This is a genomic window from Catelliglobosispora koreensis DSM 44566 (assembly GCF_000379685.1).
Lineage (GTDB): Bacteria > Actinomycetota > Actinomycetes > Mycobacteriales > Micromonosporaceae > Catelliglobosispora > Catelliglobosispora koreensis.
This window is the reverse complement of sequence record NZ_KB903293.1, coordinates 238,726-263,720: the sequence shown is the minus strand read 5'-3', so window position 1 is coordinate 263,720 and position 24,995 is coordinate 238,726. Positions and strand designations below refer to the sequence as shown.

26 protein-coding genes and 1 tRNA gene are annotated in these 24,995 nt (G+C 63.6%); 20 read left to right on the top strand and 7 right to left on the bottom strand.

Going from position 1 to position 24,995, the window contains the following annotated elements; genetic code table 11:
* The first annotated feature begins 1 nt into the window (after window position 1).
* The 6 genes from A3E1_RS0137570 (at window position 2) to thpR (ending at window position 5,341) form a co-directional block, all read left to right on the top strand.
* On the top strand, window positions 2-1,447 hold the full coding sequence (locus A3E1_RS0137570) for an NCS2 family permease (RefSeq protein ID WP_051105263.1): 1,446 nt from the start codon (window positions 2-4) through the stop codon (window positions 1,445-1,447).
* Between the two features lie 42 nt (window positions 1,448-1,489).
* The gene (locus tag A3E1_RS0137565) at window positions 1,490-1,933 is read left to right on the top strand and encodes a MarR family winged helix-turn-helix transcriptional regulator (protein ID WP_040393165.1); all 444 of its coding nucleotides are present in this window, start codon (window positions 1,490-1,492) and stop codon (window positions 1,931-1,933) included.
* Window positions 1,934-1,959: 26 nt separating this feature from the next.
* Window positions 1,960-3,252 carry an MFS transporter gene (locus tag A3E1_RS0137560; protein ID WP_026209223.1) on the top strand — a complete coding sequence of 431 codons (1,293 nt, stop codon included), beginning with the start codon at window positions 1,960-1,962 and terminating at the stop codon, window positions 3,250-3,252.
* A 12-nt stretch (window positions 3,253-3,264) separates the two neighbouring features.
* The gene (locus A3E1_RS0137555) at window positions 3,265-3,996 is read left to right on the top strand and encodes a maleylpyruvate isomerase family mycothiol-dependent enzyme (RefSeq protein WP_020525989.1); all 732 of its coding nucleotides are present in this window, start codon (window positions 3,265-3,267) and stop codon (window positions 3,994-3,996) included.
* Between the two features lie 57 nt (window positions 3,997-4,053).
* Window positions 4,054-4,596: a hypothetical protein gene (locus A3E1_RS0137550; protein WP_020525988.1), complete on the top strand. Its 543-nt coding sequence runs from the start codon at window positions 4,054-4,056 to the stop codon at window positions 4,594-4,596.
* 235 nt (window positions 4,597-4,831) lie between these two features.
* The gene (gene thpR / locus A3E1_RS44150) at window positions 4,832-5,341 is read left to right on the top strand and encodes an RNA 2',3'-cyclic phosphodiesterase (RefSeq protein ID WP_020525987.1); all 510 of its coding nucleotides are present in this window, start codon (window positions 4,832-4,834) and stop codon (window positions 5,339-5,341) included.
* Here the strand turns inward: thpR and A3E1_RS0137540 are convergent, their stop codons facing one another.
* The 4 genes from A3E1_RS0137540 to A3E1_RS0137525 form a co-directional block, all read right to left on the bottom strand.
* Window positions 5,342-6,334, bottom strand: a complete 993-nt coding sequence (locus A3E1_RS0137540) for an aldo/keto reductase (RefSeq protein WP_020525986.1) — start codon at window positions 6,332-6,334, stop codon at window positions 5,342-5,344. It abuts the gene before it with no gap.
* Window positions 6,335-6,384: 50 nt separating this feature from the next.
* On the bottom strand, window positions 6,385-7,386 hold the full coding sequence (gene sepH, locus A3E1_RS0137535; RefSeq protein ID WP_020525985.1) for a septation protein SepH: 1,002 nt from the start codon (window positions 7,384-7,386) through the stop codon (window positions 6,385-6,387).
* Between the two features lie 134 nt (window positions 7,387-7,520).
* Window positions 7,521-8,621 carry a phosphoserine transaminase gene (gene serC / locus A3E1_RS0137530; protein WP_020525984.1) on the bottom strand — a complete coding sequence of 367 codons (1,101 nt, stop codon included), beginning with the start codon at window positions 8,619-8,621 and terminating at the stop codon, window positions 7,521-7,523.
* 136 nt (window positions 8,622-8,757) lie between these two features.
* Window positions 8,758-9,864: a citrate synthase 2 gene (locus A3E1_RS0137525; RefSeq protein WP_026209221.1), complete on the bottom strand. Its 1,107-nt coding sequence runs from the start codon at window positions 9,862-9,864 to the stop codon at window positions 8,758-8,760.
* A gap of 171 nt (window positions 9,865-10,035) precedes the next feature.
* On the opposite strand from A3E1_RS0137525, the gene pdxH reads away from it, so the two are divergent.
* Genes pdxH through A3E1_RS0137505 form a run of 4 tightly spaced genes read left to right on the top strand, consistent with a single transcriptional unit; the run spans window position 10,036 to window position 12,528 of the window.
* Window positions 10,036-10,680, top strand: coding sequence for a pyridoxamine 5'-phosphate oxidase (gene pdxH, locus A3E1_RS0137520; RefSeq protein WP_020525982.1), 645 nt, complete (start codon window positions 10,036-10,038; stop codon window positions 10,678-10,680).
* Window positions 10,681-10,704: 24 nt separating this feature from the next.
* A complete protein-coding gene (locus A3E1_RS0137515) occupies window positions 10,705-11,616 on the top strand; it encodes an aldose 1-epimerase family protein (protein ID WP_020525981.1) in 912 nt (303 codons plus the stop codon).
* Complete coding sequence (locus A3E1_RS0137510) at window positions 11,603-12,199, top strand: nitroreductase family protein (RefSeq protein ID WP_026209219.1); 597 nt, start codon at window positions 11,603-11,605, stop codon at window positions 12,197-12,199. The genes A3E1_RS0137515 and A3E1_RS0137510 overlap by 14 nt, the downstream gene beginning before the upstream one ends.
* Window positions 12,200-12,234: 35 nt before the next feature.
* Window positions 12,235-12,528, top strand: a complete 294-nt coding sequence (locus tag A3E1_RS0137505) for a type II toxin-antitoxin system VapB family antitoxin (protein ID WP_020525979.1) — start codon at window positions 12,235-12,237, stop codon at window positions 12,526-12,528.
* Here A3E1_RS0137505 and A3E1_RS0137500 read toward each other — a convergent pair.
* Complete coding sequence (locus A3E1_RS0137500; RefSeq protein WP_020525978.1) at window positions 12,521-13,693, bottom strand: acyl-CoA dehydrogenase family protein; 1,173 nt, start codon at window positions 13,691-13,693, stop codon at window positions 12,521-12,523. The genes A3E1_RS0137505 and A3E1_RS0137500 overlap by 8 nt on opposite strands.
* 30 nt (window positions 13,694-13,723) lie before the next feature.
* On the opposite strand from A3E1_RS0137500, the gene A3E1_RS0137495 reads away from it, so the two are divergent.
* The 5 genes from A3E1_RS0137495 to A3E1_RS45520 are packed head-to-tail and all read left to right on the top strand — an operon-like array spanning window position 13,724 to window position 18,675.
* On the top strand, window positions 13,724-14,428 hold the full coding sequence (locus tag A3E1_RS0137495; RefSeq protein ID WP_020525977.1) for a DUF4230 domain-containing protein: 705 nt from the start codon (window positions 13,724-13,726) through the stop codon (window positions 14,426-14,428).
* Window positions 14,429-14,438: 10 nt separating this feature from the next.
* Window positions 14,439-15,761 carry an L-serine ammonia-lyase gene (locus A3E1_RS0137490; protein WP_020525976.1) on the top strand — a complete coding sequence of 441 codons (1,323 nt, stop codon included), beginning with the start codon at window positions 14,439-14,441 and terminating at the stop codon, window positions 15,759-15,761.
* Between the two features lie 21 nt (window positions 15,762-15,782).
* Window positions 15,783-16,589 (top strand): ABC transporter permease, encoded by an 807-nt coding sequence (locus A3E1_RS0137485; protein ID WP_026209218.1) that lies wholly within the window; start codon window positions 15,783-15,785, stop codon window positions 16,587-16,589.
* On the top strand, window positions 16,589-17,326 hold the full coding sequence (locus A3E1_RS0137480; protein WP_020525974.1) for an ABC transporter ATP-binding protein: 738 nt from the start codon (window positions 16,589-16,591) through the stop codon (window positions 17,324-17,326). The genes A3E1_RS0137485 and A3E1_RS0137480 overlap by 1 nt, the downstream gene beginning before the upstream one ends.
* Window positions 17,323-18,675 carry a glycosyltransferase family 39 protein gene (locus A3E1_RS45520; protein WP_020525973.1) on the top strand — a complete coding sequence of 451 codons (1,353 nt, stop codon included), beginning with the start codon at window positions 17,323-17,325 and terminating at the stop codon, window positions 18,673-18,675. Before A3E1_RS0137480 ends, A3E1_RS45520 begins: the two co-directional genes overlap by 4 nt.
* Window positions 18,676-18,948: 273 nt before the next feature.
* On the opposite strand, the gene A3E1_RS44140 is transcribed toward A3E1_RS45520, so the two are convergent.
* Window positions 18,949-19,755 (bottom strand): SAM-dependent methyltransferase, encoded by an 807-nt coding sequence (locus A3E1_RS44140; protein WP_040393156.1) that lies wholly within the window; start codon window positions 19,753-19,755, stop codon window positions 18,949-18,951.
* Window positions 19,756-19,819: 64 nt separating this feature from the next.
* Here A3E1_RS44140 and A3E1_RS0137465 point away from each other — a divergent pair, with 64 nt between their 5' ends.
* The 5 genes from A3E1_RS0137465 (at window position 19,820) to A3E1_RS0137445 (ending at window position 24,412) form a co-directional block, all read left to right on the top strand.
* On the top strand, window positions 19,820-21,760 hold the full coding sequence (locus A3E1_RS0137465) for a bifunctional glycosyltransferase/CDP-glycerol:glycerophosphate glycerophosphotransferase (protein WP_020525971.1): 1,941 nt from the start codon (window positions 19,820-19,822) through the stop codon (window positions 21,758-21,760).
* Window positions 21,757-22,437: a phosphocholine cytidylyltransferase family protein gene (locus tag A3E1_RS0137460; RefSeq protein WP_020525970.1), complete on the top strand. Its 681-nt coding sequence runs from the start codon at window positions 21,757-21,759 to the stop codon at window positions 22,435-22,437. Before A3E1_RS0137465 ends, A3E1_RS0137460 begins: the two co-directional genes overlap by 4 nt.
* A gap of 74 nt (window positions 22,438-22,511) precedes the next feature.
* On the top strand, window positions 22,512-23,813 hold the full coding sequence (locus tag A3E1_RS0137455; protein ID WP_026209216.1) for an ABC transporter ATP-binding protein: 1,302 nt from the start codon (window positions 22,512-22,514) through the stop codon (window positions 23,811-23,813).
* 28 nt (window positions 23,814-23,841) lie between these two features.
* Window positions 23,842-24,270: a DUF4442 domain-containing protein gene (locus A3E1_RS0137450; RefSeq protein WP_026209215.1), complete on the top strand. Its 429-nt coding sequence runs from the start codon at window positions 23,842-23,844 to the stop codon at window positions 24,268-24,270.
* Between the two features lie 66 nt (window positions 24,271-24,336).
* A tRNA-Arg gene (locus A3E1_RS0137445) sits at window positions 24,337-24,412 on the top strand.
* Between the two features lie 64 nt (window positions 24,413-24,476).
* Here A3E1_RS0137445 and A3E1_RS0137440 read toward each other — a convergent pair.
* Complete coding sequence (locus A3E1_RS0137440; protein ID WP_020525967.1) at window positions 24,477-24,962, bottom strand: HAD domain-containing protein; 486 nt, start codon at window positions 24,960-24,962, stop codon at window positions 24,477-24,479.
* Window positions 24,963-24,995 lie beyond the last annotated feature (33 nt).

Below are 24,995 nucleotides of genomic sequence, written 5' to 3'. Positions count from 1 at the left end.
CATGGAAGTGAAGGTGTACCACTACCCTCTCCTCATGCGTAACCGCCTCGACCGCTATTTCGAGATTTCCTCCCGTGGGTCGACGATGTCCCGCGAGGTGCGGGGTGGCTTGGCCACCTTTTTCACGATGGCTTACATCGTGGTTCTTAACCCCCTGATCCTGCATGGCGCCCTCGACGGCAACGAAGCCAAGCTCGGTGGTGCCGACGGCATCCCGAAGATCGCGGCGGCGACGGCGCTTGTTGCCGGGCTGATGACGATCCTTATGGGTGTCGTTGGCCGGTTCCCCCTGGCGCTGGCAGCCGGTCTCGGCGTCAATGCGATGGTCGCCTATGAGATCGCGCCGAAGATGACCTGGGCCGACGCGATGGGCCTCGTCGTCATCGAAGGTCTCATCATCGCCGTGCTGGTGCTGACCGGCCTGCGAACGGCCATCTTCCACAGCGTCCCCACCCAGCTGAAGGCGGCGATCGGGGTCGGGATTGGACTATTCATCGCGCTGATTGGCTTCGTGGACGCGGGATTCGTCAAGTCCACCGGCGTCGGCGCACCCCCGATTGGCCTTGGCATCGGCGGCAAAATCGTCACATGGCCCGGGCTGGTTTTCGTGCTCGGGTTGCTGCTGACCATCGTGCTCATGGTGCGCAAAGTGAAGGGCGCCTTGCTGATTGGCATCGTGACGACGACGGTCATCGCCATCGTCGTGCAGGCCATCGCGAAGATCGGCCCGGGCGCGCGTGGCTGGAGCCTCAACGTTCCCGAGATCCCCAAAACCTGGTTCGCTGTGCCCGACCTTTCCCTGATCGGCCAGTTCAATGTGCTCGACTCGTGGGCCAAGGCGGGCCCGCTGGTGTGCGCGATGTTCGTCTTCACCCTTCTCATTACTGACTTCTTCGACAGCATGGGCACCATGGTCGCGGTTGGCCAGGAAGGTGGCCTCGTCACGAAGGATGGGTCGGTGCCCCGGGCCAAGGAGATCCTCCTCGTGGACTCCATCGCAGCGGCTGCCGGTGGTGCGGCGAGCACCTCAAGCAACACCTCTTATATCGAGAGTGCGGCCGGTGTCGCCGAAGGAGCCCGCACCGGGTTCGCCAATCTGATCACTGGTGCGCTGTTCCTCGTCGCGATGTTCATGGCCCCGTTGGTGGCCGTTGTTCCGTTCGAAGCGGCCTCGACCGCCCTGGTCGTGGTGGGCTTCCTTATGATGATCGGTGTCAAGAACATCGATTGGTCGGACTACGAGATCGCCATCCCGGCCTTTCTCACCATCGTCCTTATGCCGTTCACCTATTCCATCTCGAACGGCATCGGGGCAGGATTCATCACCTATGCACTGATAAAGCTCGTACGCGGCAAAGCCCGCGAGGTACATCCGCTGCTTTGGGTAGTTGCAGCGCTGTTCATCCTCTATTTCCTGCGTGGCGTGACGGACGTCATCCTGAAATAGCGTGGATGTTAGCAAGGCTAATTAGTTAGGCTAATGATCGTGATGGAGCAGGTGATGGCGATGACTGAGACGCCCGCGGAGATTACGGTGCGCCTTCGTGATGCCATCACCCGGCTAAACCGGCGCTTGCGTCAGGAACGCCCCGTTGGCGATCTCACGGTGACCCAACTGTCCGCACTTACCAGCCTTCACCTCGGCGGCGCGCTCACGCTTCGCGAGCTCTCCGACGTCGAGCGGGTGCAGCCACCGACCATGACGAAGATCGTGGCCAAGCTGGAAGAGCGGCATCTGGTTCAGAGGACCCCCCACCCGACCGACGGACGGCAGGTATTGCTGTCCGCCACCGCAGAAGGAGCCGCCGTGCTCGTCTCGTATCAGAAAATGCGAGACGAATGGCTAGCCAGCAAATTAGCGAATCTGACGCCCGGTGAACGTGACACAGTCGCCCGGGCCGCATCCATTTTGGAGGCACTCGCCCGGGCATAGGAAACAGATAAGGAGATGTGCAACACGTGCGGGCGCGACTGAGCACCACCTTCCGTTCCCTAACGGTCCGCAACTACAGACTTTTCGCAACCGGCCAGCTGATCAAACTCATCGGCGTGTGGATGATGGTCGTCGCACAGGACTGGTTAGTCCTGGAGCTGACCGACAACTCCGCGACCGCCCTAGGTGTGGTAACCGCGGCACAGTTCGTGCCGGTCCTTCTGCTTACGCTCTATGCCGGTTCCCTCGCGGACCGTTTCGACAAGCGCAAGCTACTCATCTTTTCCAACGGAGCCTGGGCTGTTCTTGCCATCGCGCAGGCCGTTCTTGTCGCGACCGGTGTCATCCAGCTGTGGATGCTGCTGGTGTTCGCCTTGCTGATGGGTATCGCGCAGGCCATCGAAACGCCGGTGCGGCAGTCGTTTGTGTCCGAACTCGTCGGAAAACCGTTGCTGCCCAACGCTTTGTCGTTGTCGGCGGCGACGTTTCAAACCGCCCGGATCACCGGGCCAGCGCTGGCCGGTGTGGCCATCGCCGGGCTGGGGCTAGGCCCCGTCTTCCTGGCTAGCACCGTGATGGCGATCGCGCCCGTCATCATGCAGATCCGGATCAACCCCGCCGCGCTCTTCCGTGCCGAGCTGGTGCCCACGTCGGCAACCGAGGCGAAGATCGCCGATGGCATCCGCTATGTGCGGCAGCGTCACGACTTGCTCTTGCCGATGGTGACGATCTCTGTCATCGCGATGTTCGGCTACAACTTTCAGATCACGCTGGCATTGCTCGCCAAGACAGTGTTCAACACCGGTGCCGCGGCGTTCGGTCTGTTCAACACCGCGCTGGCGGTCGGTGCACTGGGCGGTGCGCTCGCCGGTACGGGCCGCAAGGGACGTCCGTCGGTTTACCTCTTCCTAGGCGCGGCGCTGTCCTTCGGGGTGCTCGCTATCGCGGTGGGCTTCGCCAACACGATGTGGCTCGCGCTGCTGCTGCTCATCCCGACCGGTTTCAGCACCGTCTACCTGGGTCAGGCGGCCAACCAGCGCATACAGCTGGGCGTCGACGCCGCGTACCGGGGCCGTGTCATGTCACTGTTCGTGCTGATCTTCCTGGGTACGGCTCCGCTGGGTTCCATGATCTGCAGCGCGATCGCCGAAACCCTCGGTGCGCAGGCCGCGATCTCGATCGGTGGAGGCATCTCTCTGCTGGCCGCGATGAGTGCCCTGATCTGGCAGCTCAAGCACGCGGGGGAGAAGTTGTCGCTGCAAGTGCGGCCGATCCCGCGGGTGAAGGTGATCCAGAGCGAAAGTGTCAGTGCCGCGTGATGTCATGCGGGCATGGATTTCCTGAGTGCCCTTGACGCGGACTATCGCCGGTTCACCGCGGCCACTAAACAGGCTGGCCCGGCGGTCAAGGTTCCGACGTGTCCGGAGTGGACGGTGGACGATCTCGTCAGCCACCTCGGGCACGTCTATCTGCATAAGGCCGAGTGCATGCGCCTGAACGCCGATCCGGAGCCCTGGCCGCCCAACCTCGGCGACGAGACCGCGCCCGATCTGCTGCGCCGGGCCTACAGCGAGCTAAACGACGAGTTCGCCTCCCGCGCGCCGGAGAGCCCGGCCAAGACGTGGTTCTCACCCGACCAGACGGTCGGTTTCTGGATCCGGCGGATGGCTCAGGAGACGGTCATTCACCGCATCGACGCGGAGCTGGCCGCCGGGATTGACTCCCTGCCCATCGCCGAAGACCTCGCGTTCGACGGCATCGACGAGATCCTGCGGATCTTCCTGGTCTGGGGTGCCAACGAGTGGCCCGACTATTACGGCGATCCACTGTCTACAACAGACGGTGCGGTTCAGGTGGGCGATTTTCTGGTGACCTGGAAGGAGAGCCGGATGGCGGTGGACAAAGCTCCCGACGGCATCCAGGCGCAGGCGACCGTGACCGGTTCTCCTGACGCGCTTTTGCGTTGGCTGTGGCGGCGTGCCGGGGACGAGACGGTTGACATCACTGGCGATCGTGCCAAAGTCGCTCAGTTCAGTGAGCTTTTGAGAATCTCGACGCAGTGAATTCACGGCCAAATACACGGTCGGCCAGCACGCCGACCGAGCGGTAAGGTGGTTGCCGTGGCCACTGACAGCGCACTTCCGCTCACTCTTGGCGTGATCGCGCTCATTGGCATGCCTGCCGCTATCGCTGCTGTCATTTGTGCTGATGAGGTTGTGGAGTCGCTAAAGCACCGGGCTGAAGCCGTGCGCGACTCGTGGCATGAGCAACGCACTCTTGACCGGCTGGAGCGGGCCTTGGCTCCCGCTCCACCGGCTGGGCCGCCGTGGGCGACCGCTGCCCGGGTCGCGTCAGATGTGCTTGTCTCGGCTCGTGATTCGGTCACCAACTTCGCGGCGACGCGCCTTAACGCGGCTGGCATCGCCCCGGCCTGGCTGCCCGTCCCGGTTCCAGCAGGTTCCCCTGACGTCCCGTTCGAACAGGTCGTGGCAGAGCTTCGGGCGTTGCCCCGCAGTCACGCCGACTACGACCGCGCGCTGGCCGCAACGTGCCGTTGCCTGGGCATCGACGAGCATCTAGACGAGGTGGGCGGGCTCGACCTCGAAATCGAGCGCCTGCGCGTCGAAGGAGCCCTCGCCGACGCCGGCATCTTCCTCGGCTAGCCGACACCACCGCCTTAGCGCCACGTCAGTCCTCGCGCCCTGCCGCGCCGCTTCGTGCCGTGCCGCTTGGTCCTACGCCTTGCCGCGCTTTCGTCCCGTGCGCGCCCTGCGCAGTGCACGCCTGGCGCGGTGCCGCTTCGTGCCGTGCCGCTTGGTCCTACGCCTTGCCGCGCTTTCGTCTCGTGCCGCTTCGCGCGGTGCCGTTTGACGCCGGGCGGCGTGGGAAACTGGCTGTGTGAGCCTGTTTGTCGCTTTGTTTCCGCCGCCGGAAGTGATCGGCCATCTGTCCAAAGTGGTCGATCAGCTGAGACTCGAGAAGCATATTCCGGAAGATCGCTGGCACATCACGATCGCCTTCCTTGGCGATGCTGATGAGGCCGCGGCGGCGAAGGCGATGGGTGAGGCTCTGTTGGCTCCTATCGGGGAGGTGTCCGTTAGCGGGACGGGACAGTTTGGCGAAGCGGTCTTTTGGGCCGGTGTCGCGGGCGACGTCGACGGGTTGCGCAAGCTCAACAAGCACGTTCGCATTGCCATGCGCGCCAACAGGATTGAGCCCGACGACCGCAAATATCGCCCGCATTTGACGCTGGCGCGCCCCAAGCACGAGCTGCAGCGGTCCGTTATCGAGACGATGCGCTCCTATCACGGACCGTCCTGGCGTCCGGCCGAGCTTTTCTTGGTGCGCAGCGAGTTAGGCCCCCACCCGGCTTATCACCGGCTAGGGGCCTGGCCACTCGGGTCCTGACTACCAAGCCCACGCTTCGGGGCCGGGGCCGCCCTTACCGATCGGCGGGAACAGTTCGTCCAAACGCGACAGTGTCTCGCTGTCCAGGTTGACATCGAGTGCTCCGAGCGCATTGTCAAGCTGCTCAAGGGTTCTCGGGCCGATGATCGGCGCGGTGACGCCCGGCCGCGACAGCAGCCAGCCGAGCGCGAGGTTAGCCGCGTCAGCTTCGAGCGACTCAGCCAGCTTCTCGTAGGCCTCGATCGTGGCGCGGTTTTCGGCGAGCGCGTCCTGCGAGCGTCCACCTTGCTCGGTGGCGCGGGCGGCGCTGCCTTCCTTGGCCCGCTTCAGCACGCCGCTCAGAAGTCCACCGTGCAGCGGTGACCAAGGGATGATGCCGATGCCGTAGTGCTGCGCGGCCGGGATGACCTCCAGCTCGACGTGACGCTCGAAGAGGTTGTAGATGCACTGCTCGGACACGAGCCCGAGGAAGTGCCGCGCCTTAGCGGATTCCTGTGCCGTGGCCAGGTGCCAGCCAGCGAAGTTAGACGAGCCGACGTAACGCACCTTGCCGGAGTTGACGAGGATCTCCATCGCCTGCCAGATCTCTTCCCACGGCGTCGTTCGCTCGACGTGGTGCATCTGGTAGAGATCGATCCAGTCGGTTTGCAAGCGACGCAACGAATCGTCGCAGGCCTTGATGATGTGCCGGGCCGATAGTCCACGGTCGTTGGGCCAGTCGCCCATCCGGCCGTAGACCTTGGTCGCCAGCACGACTTTGTCGCGGCGGCCGCCGCCTTGGGCGAACCACCGGCCAATGATCTGCTCGGTGACCCCTTCGCCGGTCTTCCAGCCGTAGACATCAGCGGTGTCAAAGAAGTTGATGCCGTGCTCCAGCGCCCGGTCCATGATCGCGTAGCTATCTGGCTCGGACGTTTTGGGGCCGAAGTTCATCGTGCCAAGGCACAACCTGCTGGCCGTCAGGCCGGTCCGGCCCAGGGAAGTGAATTCCATGCCGGAACATTAGCTCTCCTGGACATCGGAAAGCCCAGGCGCGGAAAGCGTCAGCTTTCGCGGGCCGCTGGCGCACCACCGAACAAAACGTCGTCCCAGCTGGGCAAACGCTTGCGTGGCTTGTCGGGGTTCTGCGCGTTGGTCTCGGTCGTCTGACGGCGCGGGCGCAGCACAGCGAGCGAGGGAACGGCAGGAACTTCCTTTGGCGCGTCAGGATCAGCGTCAAAGGCACTAGGGGCGACGGGACGCTGCCGCGGAGCCTCGTTGGGCACGTCAAGACCACGGCCTGGCCCGGCACCGATCGGGCGGTCCATCGCCGCGATGAGCGCGTCGCGGCCAGCCCGGATCGGGTCACGGCTGGGACGGCCACCGGTCGCGGCCGCGCCTGGCAAACCGTGGCCGGAAAGATCCCGGCCGGTGCGCGCGACAGGACCCTGACCAGCGGACGGGTCTTGGCCAAGAATTTGGGTCGGCCGCTCGGCACATAGGTATTGCGCCATGTCGTCGTGTGGGGCGACCTGCTGACGATTGCGGTCTAGCTCCCACACCGCTTGAGCGGTCGCTTTGCCCGACGGCCACGTCGCGACAATGCGCCAGGTGCCGTCTTCGCGCCGGTAGGCATCCCAAGAGATCTTCTCGGTGTCGATGCCGTGCTGGGCGAGCCGTCCATCAACGACATCGGCGAGCGTCGCGCCTTTGTCAGAGGACTTCAGCCTGGTACGCCGTGCGTGTTGCGCGAGCATGGCCCGCTCTTGCAGCACCGGGCCGGCGTAACGCAGCACGCGGTCAACGGGCACTCCCGCGATGCGCGCGACGTCATCAGCGCTTTCGCCGGAGCGGATGCGAGCCTGAATGTCCCGTGGGGACAAGGTGTTGGAGCCGTCGTAGGCGACTGTGGCGATGGTCACAGTGCCGGGAGCTGGGGCGCGATCCGGATCGATTGCGGTGGTGACTCGTTCATCAATCGGCAGTGAAAGCAGACGGCCGACTTCATCCGCTAGGACGAGTGCTTGACCATCTTCGGAGAGGGCAACGAACCGCACTGGCCGCACGCGCTGTCCTCCGTCCCCAAGTTCTGTGCCGCGTCCACGGGGGAAATGTGGCATCGGCATGACGTTCCACGTGACACCGTACGTGGCGGGTGCCCATTAAGACACCCCGCCACGCCGCGCGAAATGAATCCGCGCTATAGGTGCTCGATGACCCAGTCGATAGATGCGGTCAAAGCTTGCACATCGGACGGTTCGATCGCGGGATAGAGCGCGATGCGCAGCTGGTTGCGGCCCAGTTTGCGGTAGGGCTCGGTGTCGACGATCCCGTTCTCGCGCAAGACCTTCGCGAGCTTGGCCGCGTCGACACTGTCAGCAAAGTCAATCGTGGCAACCACATTGGACCGCAGCGCGGGGTCGGTGACAAAAGGCGTCGCGACCTCGGATTTCTCCGCCCATTGGTAAATGATCCCAGCGCTTTCCGCCGTGCGGTTGGCCGCCCATGACAGTCCGCCTTGGGCGTTCATCCAGTCGGTTTGCTCCGCGGCAAGGAAGATCGTCGCCAGGGCGGGCGTGTTCAGGGTCTGTTCCAGCCGCGAGTTTTCGATCGCGGTGACCAGGTCAAGGAACGCGGGAATGTAGCGGCCACTGGCTTTGATCTCCTCGGCACGGGCGATCGCCGCGGGGGAGAGCAGGGCGATCCAGAGCCCGCCGTCGGAAGCGAAGCACTTCTGGGGCGCGAAGTAGTACACATCGGACTGGGTCAAATCGACGGCCAGGCCACCTGCGGCGCTAGTGGCGTCGTGCAGCATCAGGCCATCGGCGGCGACCCGCTCGACCGGCACCGCCACGCCCGTGGACGTCTCGTTTTGCGTGATGCCATAGGCGTCAACGCCTTCCTCGGCGACGAGGAACGAGGCCGAGCCGGGCTCTCCTTTGTGGACAGTCGGGGCGCTGAGGAACGGGGCGTCCTTGACGGCTTTGGCGAACTTGGCGCCGAACTCACCAAACGTGGCGAACTGGGCCTTGTCGCGGATCAGTGAAAACGTGGCGACCTCCCAGAAGGCCGTCGTTCCACCATTGCCGATGATCACTTCGTAGCCCTCTGGCAGCCCGAAGAAACTGGAGATGCCCTGCCGCAATCTGGCGACTTGATCCTTCACCGTCTTCTGCCGGTGAGAGGTGCCGAGGAAGGACTGAGCAACGTCGCTCAGGGACTCGACCGCGGCAGGCCGGATCTTCGATGGGCCGCAGCAAAAGCGGCCATCTGCGGGCAGCAGTTCAGCGGGAATGCGCATGGCGGCCATCCTGCCAGAGCAGAGATGACCGCCATGCGATGGATGTCTCAGCCCAGGGCGTGAGCCCTGTCACTTGTGTTCACGGAGACCGTGAGTGCGCGTTGCTTTAGCGCGCGCCAGGAATTGCTGCTGTTGGTTACTGGCCGTGCGGAATGCTGTCCCAGCCTTCGACATCGAACGGCTTGCGCGGGCCGGGGCCGACGTAGATCGCCGACGGCCGCACGAGGCGGTTGAGCTTCTTCTGCTCCAGCGTGTGCGCGGACCAGCCGGCTACTCGGGCGCAGGTGAACATCGAGGTGAACATGTGTGCCGGAACCTCGGCGAAGTCGAGGACCACGGCTGACCAGAACTCGACGTTGGTCTCGAGCACACGGTCGGGACGGCGGGCGCGAAGCTCGGCCAGCGCTGCCTTCTCCAGTGCCTCGGCGACCTCGAAGCGCGGGGCACCGAGCTCCTTGGCGGTGCGCCGCAGGACGCGGGCGCGCGGGTCCTCGGCCCGGTAGACCCGGTGGCCAAAGCCCATCAGGCGCTCGCCACGGTCGAGGACTCCCTTGACATAGCTCTCGGCGTCGCCGGAACGCTCAACGGCCTCGATCATGTGCAGCACGCGGGAGGGAGCACCACCGTGCAGCGGGCCGGACAGGGCACCGATGCCGGAGGAGATGCAGGCTGCGGTGTCAGCACCGGTCGAGGCGACCACGCGCGTGGTGAACGTCGAGGCGTTCATGCCGTGCTCGGCGGCGGAGATGAAGTAGGCGTCGACCGCCTTGACGTGACGCGGGTCAGGCTCGCCGCGCCAGCGCTTCATGAAGCGCTCGACGATCGTGGAAGCCTTGTCGATCTCCTTCTGCGGCACGGCCGGCAGGCCAAGACCGCGGGCTGACTGCGCCACAAAGGACAGTGCGGTGACGGAGACGCGGGCCAAGTCTTCGCGAGCCTGCTCGTCAGAGATGTCGAGCAGCTGGCCTAGACCCCAGTAAGGCGCCAGCATGGCGACCGCGGACTGCACGTCGACGCGAATGTCACCGGAGTGCACCGGCACCGGGAACGGCTCGGCCGGCGGAAGGCCGGGACCGAACTTGCCGTCGACCAGGAGGGCCCAGACGTTGCCGAACGACACCTGGCCGATGAGGTCTTCGATGTCGACACCTCTATATCGCAGAGCGCCGCCTTCTTTATCGGGCTCGGCGATCTCGGTCTCGAAGGCGATCACGCCCTCCAGGCCCGGCTTGAAGTCGGACATCATCTCTCCAAAGTGTCTTCGGGTTTCGAAGCTATTTCGTGCACATCTTCCCCCCAAGAGCCGGCCTTGGCGACCCAACCGGGTTGTGCGTCAGCCGACATTCTTTCGCGAGATGCACCCATTGACGCAATAATCTGCGGCCGTGTACGGCAGAACTAAGGTGAAGTAGTGATGATGAGCACACCGGATCCGTCCCGAATGCGGCTGGATTATGACCACCCGGCCCTGCTCGAGGCGGGACTGGCCGCTGATTGGCACACGCAGTTGGCCAAGTGGTTCGCCGACGCGGTCGCCAGCGGCCTTCCCGAGCCCAACGCGATGATTGTGGCGACCGCGACCCCGGATGGCCGGCCCAGTGCGCGGACAGTTTTGCTGAAGGCGTTCGACGAGGAACGGCTGACCTTCTTCACGAACTACACCTCCCGCAAGGGCCGTGAACTGGACGCCAATCCGTATTGCAGCCTGGTCTTCCCGTGGTATGCCCTGCACCGGCAAGTCGTGATCACGGGACGGGCGGAGAAGGTGACCCGTGCCGAGACGGAGGCCTACTTCGCGCAACGGCCACGTCAGTCGCAGCTCGGGGCGTGGGCGAGTCCGCAGTCGCAGGTGCTCAAGGGCCGCGCTGAGCTTGAGGACGCGTTCACGGAAATGGCCGCCGAGTTCGAGGGCGAGATCAAAGCACCACCGCATTGGGGCGGGTTCGCCGTGCGACCCGACGCGGTCGAGTTCTGGCAGGGCCGCCCGAGCCGGCTGCACGACCGTCTGGTCTACCGCCTGGTTAACGGTGAATGGACCGTTGAACGCCTCGCGCCGTAACGGGAGGCGGTAAGGTCCACAATCGTGACGGCGAGCGGTACACAATGGACCATCGCCCACGGTGACCAGGTTGCTGTGGTGACCGAGGTCGGCGGGGGCTTGCGCGAGTATCAGGCCGGCGGGGTTGCCGTGCTGGACGGCTATAGCGCGGACGAGATCTGCCCCGGTGGCGCCGGGCAACAGCTCGCCCCGTGGCCAAACCGGTTACGCGACGGTGCGTATAAGTACGGCGGGAACCCCTATCAGTTGCCGCTCACGGAACCCGCGCACCACAACGCGATCCATGGCCTGGTGCGGTGGCTGCCCTGGCAAACGGTGCAACATTCCGCTGACGCCGTGACGGTGGAGCTGACCTTGCATCCGCGCCCCGGCTATCCGTGGAAGCTGCTCCTGCGCACCACGTATTCGCTGGGCCCGAACGGACTGAAGGCACATCACTTCGCTGAGAACCTGAGCCAGTCAGACGCTCCGTTTGGGTTCGGGACCCACCCTTATGTGCGTGCTTCGGCAGTACCCATAAATGATTGTGAATTGCTCGTGAAGGCGCGTAACCGGCTGCTGCTCGATGGGCGCAACCTGCCGATTGGCGCCGCTCGCGTGACTGGTGGCGAGTTCGATTACAGCGTGGCCCGCAAAATCGGTGCTACGGAACTGGATCTGGCCCTGGGCGACGTCGTGCGCAACGACGATGGCACCTCTGATGTCGTCGTCACCGCGCCCGATGGCAACTCCGTGCGCGTGTGGGCCGACGAGGCGTTCAAGTGGTGGCAGCTGTTCACCGGCGACACCCTGGCCCCGGAACGCCGCCGCCGCTCGATCGCGATCGAGCCCATGACCTGCCCTCCCGATGCCCTGCGGTCCGGCCGCGATCTGATCCATCTCGCGCCGGGGGGCACCTGGGACGGCGAATGGGGAATTCGGCATGGAGTTCTCTGACGTTGTCAGGCGGCGGCGGATGGTCCGCAACTATGACCCGGACCGTCCGATCCCACCGGACATTGTGGAGCGTCTGCTCAGCAATGCCATTCACGCGCCCAGCGCCGGTTTCTCGCAGGGCTGGGGATTTCTCGTGTTGCAGACGCCCACCGAACTCGAGGAATTCTGGGCGGTGTCGACACCGAAATCGTGGAACAGCTGGCTCACCAATATGCGCCACGCGCCGCTGATCATCATTCCGCTGTCGAACAAATCCGCCTATCTCGACCGCTATGCCGAGCCTGACAAGGGCTGGACCGACCGCGACGAGGCGCGCTGGCCGGTGCCTTACTGGCACATCGACACGGGGATGGCGTCGCTGCTCATGCTGCTGACAGCGGTGGATGAAGGGCTGGGGGCGTGCTTCTTCGGCATTCCGCCGGAGAACATTCCTGCCTTCAAAGACCATTTTGGGGTACCACCGGAGTTCGTCCCCATTGGCGCTATTAGCGTCGGCTATCGCCGGGCGGACCATAAGTCCAAGTCACTCAAGCGCGGGCGGCGAACCTTAGACGAAGTCGTGCACTATGGGCGCTGGCGATAGGCTGTCTGGCGGCGGGATGGTACGAAGGGGGAGACGTGATCTTTAAGGCGGTGCGGGACGGGCGTCCATACCCCGACCACGGCTTCACCTTGAAGCAGTGGGCGGACATTCCGCCTCGTCCAGTGCGCCTAGACCAGCTCGTCACCACAAAGCTGGAGCTTGGCCTCGACCGGGTGCTCGCGAACGACTCGACCTTCTACGGCGACCTGTTCCCGCACGTGGTCGAGTGGGAGGGTGAGCTCTACCTGGAAGACGGGCTGCATCGCGCGCTACGCGCCGCTTTGCAGCAACGTCACCAGATTCACGTGCGGGTCCTCGTCCTTAACTGAACGCTTGGATTCCGGTTAGTTTGGCGGCTATCACCAGCTGGTGGATCTCTGACGTGCCCTCGTAGGTGAGCACGCTTTCTAGATTGTTGGCGTGCCGCATGACCGGGTATTCGCCGGAGATCCCGTTGGCGCCCAGGATGGTGCGGCACTCGCGCGCGATTTTGATCGCTTCACGCACGTTGTTCAGCTTGCCCACGCTGACCATTTCTGGCGTGAGCTTTCCTTGATCGGCCATCCGTCCTAAGTGGAGCGCCAGCAGGAAACCCTTCTGCACTTCAAGCGCCATGTCGGCGATTTTGGCCTGGGTCAGCTGGAAGCTCGCGATCGGCTTGCCGAACTGAATGCGTTCCTGTGCATAGCGAATAGCTGTTTCCAGACAGTCGCGGCCGGCGCCCAGGGAACCCCAGACGATGCCGTACCGGGCTTCCGTCAGGCAGCTCAGGGGAGCTTTGAGCCCAGTCGCCTCGGGCAGTTGTGCTTCTTGCGGGAGCCGCACGTCATCGAGCACGATCTCGCCGGTCGAAGAAGCCCGTAGCGACATCTTCTGCTTGATCTCGCGGACCGTCACGCCCGGGGTGTCGAGCGGAACGACGAACCCACGCACGCCTTCGTCTGCCCGTGCCCAGATCACGGCCACATCCGCGAGCGGAGCGTTAGTGATCCACATTTTGCTGCCATGCAGAATCCAGTCGCTGCCGTCCTTGCGGGCGCGCGTGGACATCGAAGCCGGGTCGGAGCCGTGGTCGGGCTCGGTCAGCCCGAAGCAGCCGATGAACTCACCGCGGGCCATGCCGGGCAGCCACCGCTGCTTCTGCTCTTCGGAACCGAAGCGCCAGATCGCGTACATGGCAAGGGATCCCTGCACGCTGACCAGGGAACGAACGCCGGAGTCGGCGGCTTCGAGCTCCATGCACGCGACACCGTAGGCCACGGCACTTGCCCCAGCACAGCCGTATCCGTGCAGATGCATCCCGAGAAGCCCGAGTCTTCCGAATTCGTTTGCTAGTTCGCGGATCGGGGCACGTCCCTGTTCATACCAGTGATGTACTTCACTGCGAACGGTGGCATCCATCAGCTTGCGCACTACGTCCTGAATCTGACGTTCCTCATCGGACAGCAGTGCGTCAAGCTGTAGTAATCCGGAAGGAGAAACCGTGCTATTCACAAGGTGCACCTTAGCTTTACGGTGTCTTCCATGAGCGAGCCCACTCAGAAGATGATTGAGGGTCCCACCCAGCCGATCCGGACGGAAAAGTCCCGGTTCGGGCGGCGGGTCTTCTGGACTTTACTAATCATTGCCCTGATCGGAGCGATGTTGGTGGGGTTCAACGCGGGCCGGTTTCTTCCGGACTGGCTAAAGAACCCGTTCCAGGAGCAGGTCACCGACCAGAGTCAGCCTCCTATTCTTCTCTCGATCAAGGACCTCGCGCGCTTCGTCGCGGCCGAGGGCAACTTCGAGGTGGTCATCGACCTCAAGAAGGACCGCAAATATGTGCCCGACTGGCTGATCAACGAACGCACCCTGTTCGTCGCGGCCGGCACGGTCGAGGCCTACGTCGAGTTCAGCAATCTGACCGAGGACAAAATAAAGCAGTCCGAAGACCGAAAGTCCGTCGAGATTTCCCTGCCCGCGCCCGTGCTGGCCGAGCCCAAGCTCAACCTTGACCGAAGCTACGTCTTCGCCGAGGAGCGAGGCCTGTTCAACCGGGTGGGCGACTTCTTCGACGGGGACAACAACCGCCAGCGCGAGACCCTTCTCGTCGCCAACCAGCGGCTAGCGACCGCGGCGCAAAACAGTCAGCTCATCCAGCGGGCACAGGAAAACACCCGCAAGACACTGGAGAGCCTGCTGCGCTCGCTCGGCTTCACGAGCATCATCGTCACCTTCGACGTCGGCTAGTGTTGACCCAGTGATCAGCGTCTTTGACCTTTTCAAGATCGGCATCGGCCCCTCCAGCTCACACACTGTGGGGCCGATGCGGGCTGCTCGCCGCTTCGTCGGCGGGCTCAAGGCCGGTGGCAAGCTCGCTGACACCGCCATCATCCGCGCCGAGCTGTTCGGCTCGCTGGGCGCGACCGGCCACGGGCACGGCAGCGAGGCCGCCGTGCTGCTCGGCCTCGCCGGTGAAGATCCAGAGACGGTCGACACGACGACCGTTGGGTCACGCGTCGCGGCGTTCAAGGAAGCCGGCGAGATCGATGGATTCCGCTTCGAGCTGACCATGCACCGGCGTCGTACGCTGCCGTATCACCCGAACGGGATGACCTTCACGGCCTTCGACCGGGAAGGCGCGTGCGTCCGCGAGCGCACCTACTACTCCGTCGGCGGCGGGTTCGTCGTCGATGACGTCACCGGCCAGCTCAAGACCGACGACACCGTCGTGCGCTATCCCTTCAAGACCGGGGCACAACTGCTGACCTACGGGCTGCCGATCAGCGAGGTCATGATGGCCAACGAGCTGTCCTGGCGCTCGTCAGCTGATGTGCGTGACGGTCTGCTCAGGATCTGGCAAGTCATGCAGGACTGTGTGATCAGCGGTCTGACCACGGAAGGTGTCCTGCCCGGTGGGCTGAAAGTCCAGCGCCGTGCCGCGGCCATGAAACGCCAGCTCGAATCGGAGGTCTACGCCACCGACCCGCTGCGCGTCATGGACTGGGTGACCCTGTTTGCCCTGGCCGTGAACGAGGAGAACGCCGCTGGCGGCCGCGTCGTCACCGCGCCGACCAATGGTGCAGCCGGCATCATCCCGGCCGTGCTGCACTACTACACCCGCTTCGTGCCGGGTGCCTCTCCCGACGGCGTCGTCCGCTTCCTGCTGACTGCCGCCGCTATCGGGGTCCTCTTCAAGGAGAACGCCTCCATTTCCGGGGCAGAAGTCGGGTGCCAGGGCGAGGTCGGATCGGCCTGCTCCATGGCCGCCGCTGGTCTTGCCGAAGTCATGGGGGGTACTCCGGAGCAGGTCGAAAACGCCGCGGAGATCGCCATGGAGCACAACCTCGGCCTGACCTGCGATCCCGTCGGTGGTCTCGTGCAGATCCCGTGCATCGAGCGCAACGCGGTCGCCTCCATCAAAGCGATCACGGCAGCGCGCATGGCCCTGCGCGGCGACGGCAACCACCACGTCTCGCTCGACAAGGTCATCAAGACGATGCGCGAAACCGGTGCGGACATGAAGGTCAAGTACAAAGAGACCTCCCGCGGCGGATTGGCCGTTAACGTCATCGAGTGCTAATCGCTTAGTTACTGTGGCCCTATGGGTCACAGCGTGGCTGCGGTGTGGAGTAATCGCAGCGTGCTGTCGGTTTTAGTGCGCCGTGACCTAGCCGTGAAGTATCAGCAATCCGTGCTCGGATATCTATGGTCATTAATCGAACCGCTGACCATGGCGCTGATTTACTGGTTCATCTTCGGTCTGCTGTTCGACACTCAGATCCCGGGCGGCGGCTCGTACCCCATGTTCATCATCTCGGGGATCTTCGCCTGGGCCTGGTTCAACAGCGCGATCAACGAATCGACCTCGGCGCTCACTTCGCAGTCTTTGCTGGTCACCACGATTAACATGCCGCGCGAAATGTTCCCGCTCGGCAAAGTCCTCGGCCGGTTCGCCGAATACGTCGCCGGTTTGCCGATCCTGATTGGAGCGGCCGTCGTCTTCGACGCTCAGATCACCTGGCGGACGCTTGTCGCTTTACCGCTCGCGGTAATTCTGCAATTCGCGTTGCTAGCAGGTATTTCTCTATTGCTGTCAGCGGCGACGGTAATGCTGCGCGACGTTGAGCGCTTCGTCCGGCTGTTCGTGCGGATCCTGTTTTACGCCGCCCCGATCATCTACCCGCTCAGCAAGGTCTATGAATCACAGACGCTGCCCGAGTGGGCCAAGCGCCTCTACGTCGCCGATCCGCTCGTCGGCATCTTCCAGCTGCACCATGCGGCATGGTTCCCCGACGAGTTCCCGTCGCTTCGCCTTCTGGCCTTCACCGTCGCCGGGACGCTGATCGTGCTGACTGCCGGGGTGCTGCTCTTTCGCCGCCTTGAACCGTCCGTCCTGAAGGAGCTCTGATGATCAGAGCTGAGGGACTGGGCATCCGCTTCCATCAGGGCCGCAAACGCAACTTGCGGCTTCGTGAACTCGTGTTTTACGGGACGTCCCGTGATCCGTACCGTGGCGATTTCTGGCCGTTCCGCGATGTCAGCTTCGACATCAGGCCTGGCGAGGCGGTCGGCATCGTCGGCCGCAACGGGACGGGCAAGAGCACGCTGCTGCGCCTGATCGCCGGAGTGCTCATCCCCGACGAGGGTTCGGTCCGGATCGGGGGCAAGGTAGCGCCCCTGCTCGAACTGTCAGCAGGCTTCTCCGGTGACCTCACCGGTCGCGAAAACGTCCACTTAGTCGGGTCGCTGCACGGCATGTCCGCGGCCGACTTGCGCCGGCGCTTCGACCGCATCGTCGACTTCGCCGGTGAACAGGTCCGCCGCTCGATCGACTCGCCGGTCCGCCACTACTCCTCAGGCATGCGGGTGCGCCTGGGCTTTTCCGTCATCGCCCAGCTCGAACACCCGATCCTGCTCGTGGACGAGGTCATGGCGGTCGGCGACGCGGAGTTTCGGGCCAAGTGCTACGACACCATGGAGGAACTGCTCGCTCAGGGACGCACCATGGTGCTGGTTTCACACGAGGAAAGTGACCTCACCCGCTTCTGCACCCGCGGCCTATTCCTGCACGAGGGCCAACTCGCCGTCGACGGCTCGATGGCCGAGGCGATCCGCGCCTATAAAGAAGTCACCACTTCCTCATGACGGCCGCGGCCCCTCGCCTTGGCGTCCCTCCTGGAGTCCGGCCTGTTGTCGCGATTCCCTTCGCGCTGACGTTTGCTCTGGGCGCGATCGGTATAACGCGGCAAGCGTGGCGTGACGAGCACGCGACCTGGTGGGCCTCAACCATCCCGTTCGACGACTTCCTGCGGCTCGTGTCGCATGTGGATATCGTGCTCGCTCCGTACTACCTGTTGATGCGCCTGTGGATAACTGTCTTCGGAGACTCTGTCATAGCTATGCGAGTGCCCTCGTTGCTCGCCATGGCCGTCGCGGCTTCGCTGACCGCCGCGCTGGGCGCCAAACTGTTCACGCCCAACATCGGGCTAGCCGCTGGTTGCCTGCTGGCCGTCATCCCGAGTGTGAGCCGCTATGCCGAAGAAGCCCGCCCTTACGCCTTCGCCCTGTGCTTCGCTGTCGCGTCGATGCTGGCGTTAGTCTCGCGCCGCTGGATCCTGTTGGGACTGTTCGTTGCCCTGACGGGTCTGAGTCACCTGATCGCCTTGCTAGTGCTGTTGGCGCACTTGCCGCTCGTATCGTCGTGGAAACGCTGGTTTGTCGCTGTAGGACTTGGGCTCGTGCCGTTGCTTCCGTTGGCGTGGCTCGGTTCTCAGCAAACCGGCCAGGTCGCTTGGATTTCCGCCTCGCTGAAGTCATTTGCGACCTTGCCGCAGTCTCTGACCCGCTCTGCCGCGACGGCTGGAATCCTTGCCGCCCTTGGCTTAGTGGCTCTCGTGAGCGTTCCTTGGTCGCGTTCGCTGACGGCGTTGCTTGTATGGGCGGCCGGTCCGCCCTTAGTGCTCTTCGTCTTCATGCACTCGCTTTTTTACTATCGCTATCTGCTCTTTACGTTGCCGGCTTGGGCTTTGCTGGCCGCCTCCGCTGTCCGCCTCGTGCCCGTCCCGCGCCAGCGGCTCGCCGCAGCGGCGTTATGCCTTGCCGTGCTTGCCCTTGGCGCGCGTGACCACATCGGCCTACGCAAGTCCCCGTTGCCCGGCGACCAGGACTACGCCGCCGCCGCATCGTTCGTCCACACCCACGCCCGCTCCACCGACCGGATCGTCTTCGCCGGCTTCCCCGACCAACGCGAACGCTTCGGCTTCGCCTACGAATGGCGCCGCACCCCGTCCCCCGTCACGACCTGTCCCGTCCTCGAAACCTGTGCCGCCTCCCGCATCTGGCTCGTCACCACCACCCCTCCCGCTTCCCCTGCACTCCCCGCCGCGCCCGCTTCCCCTGCCGTTCCCGCTCCGCCCGCGCCGGCTTTTACCGCCTCGCTCACCCGTCCTTTCTCCGGGCTCACGATTACCCTCCTCGAGCTTGCTTCGCGCTAACGCACTTCGTCGTGATCCACATCCACAACGCAGATCCACATCCCGCCAGACGTGATCCACAGGCCTTTTGATCACGTTCCAACGGATGTGGATCACGAGTGGCTGGCGCGGAAAGGCCGGACGGCGCCGTGAGTGGGCGGCGCCTGGAGACGGACGGCGCCGTGAGTGGGCGGCGCGTGGAGACGGACGGTGCAGCGAGTGGGCGGCGTGGGAAGGTGCGCGGAAAGGCGGGACGGCGCTGCGAGTGAGCGGCGGGAAAGGGCGCGGGAACGGTCAGGGTTTGCGGGCGACGCCGCAATAGCCGGAGACGTTGCCGATCTCGGCTAAGGGGGCGTCCGCGAGCTCGGGGTGCCATTCATTGGGCACGACGAGGCCAGGTGGAACGAGTTCGAAGTCGCCGAAGATGGCTTCGATTTCGGCTCGGGGGCGGAAGTACATCGGGTTGCCCGTGCGGGCGTAGAGCGCAGTGATCTTCTCCGCTGCCTCTGGTTCATTGTCACCGCTCGCGTGTGACAGCACCATGTAGCTCCCGGAAGCGACCTCGGCGCCGTAAGCGCCCATGATTCCGACGGGGTCGTCAGCGTCGCCGATGAAGTGCATGACGGCCACGGTGAGCAGGGCGACAGGCTGGGAGAGGTCGATCTGCCAGCGCAGGTCACGATGGCTCAGCACCTGCTCAGGGTTGCGCAAGTCTAGCTGCAGCACCGTCGCGCCAGGGTTGCCCACGAGCATGAGGCGGCTGTGCAAGACCGCCGTCGGGTCAACGTCGACGTACACAATGCGTGCGTCAGGAGCTTCCGCCTGGGCGACTTCGTGCACGTTGCCCACGGTCGGCAGGCCGGAGCCGAGGTCGATGAACTGCCGGATGCCCTGGCGCACCAGGTATCTGACGGCACGCCGCAGGAATGCCCGGTTCAGCTGAAGAACGCCCGGCAGCGCGGGGTAAGCGCCAACAACCCTCTGCGCCATCTCACGGTCGGCCGGAAAGTTGTGCAGGCCACCCAGGTAGTAGTCGTACATTCGCGCGGCGTTTGGCACGTCGGTGTCAACGCCATCTTGTCCCCAGTCATCGGCTCGCACCCGCACATGGTCATTCATCGCTAACTCGCAGTCAAGGACATCAAACGTGAGTTAGCCTCATAAAGTGCCGTTTATCAGCATCGTCGTGCCGGTTTACCGGGTTGAGGCCTACCTCAGAGAGTGCCTCGAATCCATTCTGGACGATGCTGACGCCGACATCGAGTTGATCGCCGTAAATGACGCGTCACCCGATCGGTGTGGCGAGATCATTGCCGAGTTCGCTGAGCGGGACGCTCGGGTGCGTCTGGTGGCATTGGAACGCAACTGCGGACTGGGCGCCGCACGCAACATTGGTTTCAAGCACGCCACAGGCGAGTACGTCTGGTTCGTCGACAGTGACGACTGGCTAGCCCCCGGCGCGCTAAGCGCGATCACGGCACGGCTCAGGGCACTTGAGCCTGACGTTCTCATCGTCGACTACGCACGTGCCTTTGTAGACGGCACCACGCGGCGCAATCGCCTCGCCCACCTCCTCACCGAAGCCCCAACAACCTTCAACATCAGCGGGTACTCCGCGATGCTGCAAAACTTCGGCGTCGCGTGGAACAAGGTGGTCTGCACACACTTCTTACGTGAGCTCAAAATCCCGTTCCCCGACGGATGGTATGAGGACATTCCGTTCACGTATCCGTTGCTAGCCAAGGCAAAGACGATCAGCGCGCTCGACAAAGTGTGCCTCTACTATCGTCAGCGGCGCACTGGAAGCATCCTGAGTTCCAAGACGGTCCGTCATGCGGAGCTGTTCGGGCAATACGAGCGGGCGCTGGCCCGGCTGGACGACGGCCTCGTGAAAGAGCATGTGCGCCAAGCGGTTATCGGGCATGGACTGCTCGTTCTCGGTTCGGGAAGAGTCCCGCGAGCGGACCGCAAAACGTTCGTCAGGCACCTGCGCGCCTTCGCCGCCCGGCACGGACTCAAACCACGTGGCGCCAAGCAAACTCTGCTCTATCACGCGGGCTGGCGGGCGTACCCACTGAAGAATTTCCCCAGAGGGGATGTCAAGCGGAAGCTCAAACGATTGCCCGGGCTCGTGTATCACTGGTGGCACCGAAGGAAACCGTTGCAGGACATGGCGGTGTTCAGTGCCTACTGGGGTCGCGGTTACGAATGCAGTCCGGCAGCCATAGACACGGCTATGCAGAAGCTTACGCCACATGTCCGTCGCGTTTGGATAGTCGATAAACGTTACGTCTCAAGGCTTCCCAAGAACACTGAACACGCCGTCATTGGCTCGCTCAAGTACTACCGCACCCTGGCACGGGCGAAGTGGTTGTTCTACAACGACAATCTAGAAGGCGACATCGTCAAGCGGCCCGCCACTGTGCACCTCCAAACCCACCACGGCACACCGTTGAAGCGGATGGGTGTGCACGAGCCAGACGTCGCGGTCGACAAGCTGCTCAAGCGCTGTGATCGGTGGGACTACAGCCTCTCGTCGAGCCGGTACGCGACGCAGACCTGGGCGCGGGCATATCCGTGCGACTTCACGGCGCTCGAATACGGTTCCCCGCGCAACGACGTGCTCGTGAACGCGACGTGGGAGCCAGGGCCGGTGCTGCGTGTCCTTTACGCCCCAACGTTTCGCGACGGATTCATCCCGCCGCGGGCACTAGACCTCCCAGGGGCGACGGTCACCATCAAGCCGCATTACTTTGACGCGCTTAGCGATGAGCGCATCGAGGAGCTCATGCTGCGCTCCGACGTGCTCATCACTGACTATTCGTCGGTCATGTTCGACTTCGCGTTGCTGGGCCGGCCGATCGTCATCTACGCGCCCGACTACGACGAATATGTAGCCAGTCGCGGCGTCTACTTTGACCTGCTCGCCGCGCCACCGGGACCGGTCGCGTCGACGCTAGACGAGCTGCGCGACATTTTCACCAGCGGTGAAGTGTGGGAGCACGAGGACCGGCGTAAGGCTTTCCGCGAACGGTTCTGTGAATTTGAGTCCGGCCAGGCGGCCGAGAAAGTCGTGCGGCACATCGTCATGGGGGAGCCGGTGTGAACGTGGTGATTTTGGCGGCCGGACTTGGTACCAGATTAGGCCGTCCCCATCCCAAGCCACTGACCAAGCTGGCCGATGGCCGGACCATCCTGCGGCAGCAAATTGACCACCTGCATCGCGCGTTCGGCGCGGACCTGCACCTCACGGTGGTTGTCGGCTTCAAGCTGGAGATGATCCTTGAGGCCGCGGGCGGCGAGGCGTCATTTGTCTACAACGAGATTTTCGACCAGACCAACACGTCCAAGAGCCTGTTGCGGGCGCTGCGGCTGGTGCCGCCCGGCGGGGTGCTCTGGCTAAACGGTGATGTGGTGTTCGTGCCGGGCCTCATCCAAGCGCTGACGTTTGACGGCTCCTTCGTCGCCGTCAACACCGCGCGCGTCGGTGAAGAAGAAGTTAAATACACCGTTGATGGTGACGGATACGTTAAAGAGCTGTCCAAGCATGTCGATGACGGGCTGGGCGAAGCCGTTGGAATTAACTATGTCTCGTCAGTGGACCGTCCTCGGCTGGTCCACTATTTGGAACAGTGTGAAGACAGCGACTACTTCGAGCGTGGCATTGAGCTGGCAATAGGTGAGGAAGGTTTACGTTTTTCGGCCCTGGATATCACGCCATTCGGCTGCGTAGAGGTCGACTTTCTGCCGGATCTAGAGCGGGCCAACCTTCTCACCATGTAATTACCTGGTCACGTCATGAACATGGCACGTTCACCCGATTGGCAAGAATGCGTCCTGATGTCCAAGGTTTGACGGTGACGACTGTAGCCCTGAAAGACGTTACCAAGGTCTTCCCTGACGGGACCGTGGCGGTTGACAAGGTCAACCTCGAGGTTGCCGATGGGGAATTCATGGTCCTCTTAGGACCTTCAGGCTGCGGTAAGTCGACCGTCTTACGCATGGTGGCCGGTCTCGAGGATCCCAGCAGTGGCGCTGTCATCCTCGACGGCAAGATGGCCAACGATCTGCCTCCCCGCGACCGCGGTATCGCGATGGTGTTCCAGGACTTCGCGCTTTACCCGCACATGACCGTCGGTGAGAACATCGGTTTCCCGCTTCGGCTGTCCGGCGTTGAGCCCGAGCCGCGCAGTGAACGTGTCGCCGACGTCGCTTCCGCTCTCGGCATCGGCGACGTCCTCGGCCGCCGTCCCTCGCAACTGTCCGGTGGCCAGCGCCAGCGCGTCGCCATGGGCCGCGCCATCGTCCGCCGCCCCGGCTTGTTCCTCATGGACGAGCCTCTGTCCAACTTGGACAGTGGTCTGCGCGCCGAGCTGCGCGCCGAAATCTCAGGTTTGGTAAGGGAACTCGGCGTCTCCACCATCTACGTGACGCACGACCAAGCCGAAGCCCTCACGATGGCCGACCGCGTGGCGATCATGCGAAAAGGCATCCTTCAAGACGTCGGTACTCCGACGCAGGTCTACGGAAAGCCAGCGACCCTTTACGTCGCCGCGTTCCTGGGCTCCCCGCGCATGAACCTGCTGGAGGCCTCGGTCTATGTGCACCTAGACCGATACGTTCAGCTCAACTTCGGCGAGCAATCCCTGTATCTGCAGTGGAACGACATCCGTGCGCGTGCCGTCTCGCACTACCACGGTGAGCGCATCGTCGTCGGCGTTCGCGCCGAGGCGTTGACGCCCGTGTCAGCTGACGCTCCCGGAGACGTGCTCCACGGCCGCATCCGCTACCTCGAGCACCACGGGCACGAGTCGCTGGCGTTCGTCGACATCGGCGCTACCGCTGTGGTCGTGGACGAAATCGGCCGCCAGCCCAATGAGACGTCCGAGAACGGATCGCGCCTCAAGCGTTTCGGTCACGTGGTCAGCAAGTTCAAGGGCAAGGCCACTGCCACCACCGCCGTGGTCGACCGGGCTGCCGTTCAGCGCGAGAGCGTCCTGTCCGACGGCCGCCACCACCGGCGCCCCGCCGAACTTGCCGTGCGCTTGGCTCCCTATCCACAGGTCGGCTCGGGTCACCCGCTCGCCGTGTCCGTGCGGATGGAAGCTCTGCATTTCTTCGACGACCGCGGCGACCGGATCGACGTGGGCTGGCGGTAAAGGTTACTCGCTAGTAACGTGTGGGGGCATGACACCTTTGCTGGATGTTGTGCCCTTCGCTCGTACGCTGGGGATTGTCTTCTCGTCTGTTAGTTCTACGTCGGCAGTTGCCGTGCTTCCAGACGACGCCCGTTGGCACAACCACGTCGGTGGCCCCCACGCCGGTGCCATGTTCACCTTGGCGGAAACCGCCACGGGCGCGATCGTCCTAGAAGCTTTCGGCGCCTACCTGGACCGCGTGACGCCTTTGGCCGTGTCGGCTTCGATTCGGTACCAGAAGCTGGCGATGGGTGCCGTCACGGCCTCGGCCACCCTTGTGGGCTCTGCCGCTTCGGTCATCGAGGCGTTGGAAGCGGGCACGCGCCCCGAGTTCGACGTGCTCGTCGCCTTGTCCGACGCCGCCGGGAAGCCCACCGGCGAAATGACCGTCACGTGGACGCTCCGCCCCAACCGGTAGGGCTTTATCGTCTGCGCTGGAACTCGCTCGGATGCCCCGAAGGCCGGCATGTATCCTCGACAGGCCGGCCCTGTAGCTCAGGGGATAGAGCGTCGGTTTCCTAAACCGTGCGTCGCAGGTTCGAATCCTGCCAGGGCCACCACTTCGATCAGCCTAGATTCTCCACACCTTGTGGATATAGGCGCCTGTCGCTGTTCTTTGGGCGGTTAGTTTGCGGCGGCCTGCTTGAGCCAAGTTCTGATGGCAGCGATATCGGCGTCAGCGAGGCCGAGATGAGCTTCGACCCGGTAAGCCAGCGCCTCCCCGCCATGATGTGTGCTTACCCATCGGCGGTCCGCTTCGGTGATCTCGTCATCGACCCAAACGAAGGTGCGGCCCGCAGCCCAGCCGACTAGACCGCGGGTCTTCCAATGCAGACCGTCGTAAACCTCGTCCTCATCAGGCCAATCCACGACCGGGAGCTCAGGCACACCCAGCCGTGGCGCGATCACTTCATTTGCCTCATCCATCCAGGTCGTTGCCCAGACGAGATCGCAGGGCAATGACAGAAGCTGTGGCCCGAGCTTGGGGTTGAGTCTCGCCAGTAGCGGGTTTGAGTCGCTGTCGAAGCTGAAGTAATGCTGACTTGCGTTGGCACCAAAAGGGATGAGCGGCCCGTCTACGTCTAAGAAAAGCAAGGGACGGCTAGGCATTGGTGAACAATAACGCCTGCTTTCACATGGAAT